Origin of the sequence: Psychrobacter sp. W2-37-MNA-CIBAN-0211 (genome assembly GCF_040309405.1) — a bacterium.
Lineage (GTDB): Bacteria > Pseudomonadota > Gammaproteobacteria > Pseudomonadales > Moraxellaceae > Psychrobacter > Psychrobacter glaciei.
This window is the reverse complement of sequence record NZ_JBEOOU010000355.1, coordinates 1-258: the sequence shown is the minus strand read 5'-3', so window position 1 is coordinate 258 and position 258 is coordinate 1. Positions and strand designations below refer to the sequence as shown.

At 37.6% G+C, this 258-nt stretch carries 1 protein-coding gene; it reads right to left on the bottom strand.

The features are described 5' to 3' along the window. On the bottom strand, positions 1 to 258 hold a 258-nt coding region (locus AAEY72_RS15490; protein WP_352311500.1), incomplete at both ends, for a hypothetical protein.

Genomic DNA, 258 nt, shown 5'->3' with positions numbered 1-258 from the left:
CATTTGGATGCCTTCAGGTAAGTTCTCGGTAATCAAAGAATCGACTTCAACAGATAAAGAATTTCTATCTTCATCTGATAGAGAAAGGAAAAGCTGTTCAGCATATAACTCTAAAGCAGGCTCTAATAATTCAATTCGAGTTTTACCAAAGCGAGCAGCGATAGCATCAAACATAAAAACTGTCGTAATTGGCGCTGTTAACGACATTTTGCGTTTGTGATAAGGGGTTTCTTCTGGTGGGTTATTTTTCATAGCTTC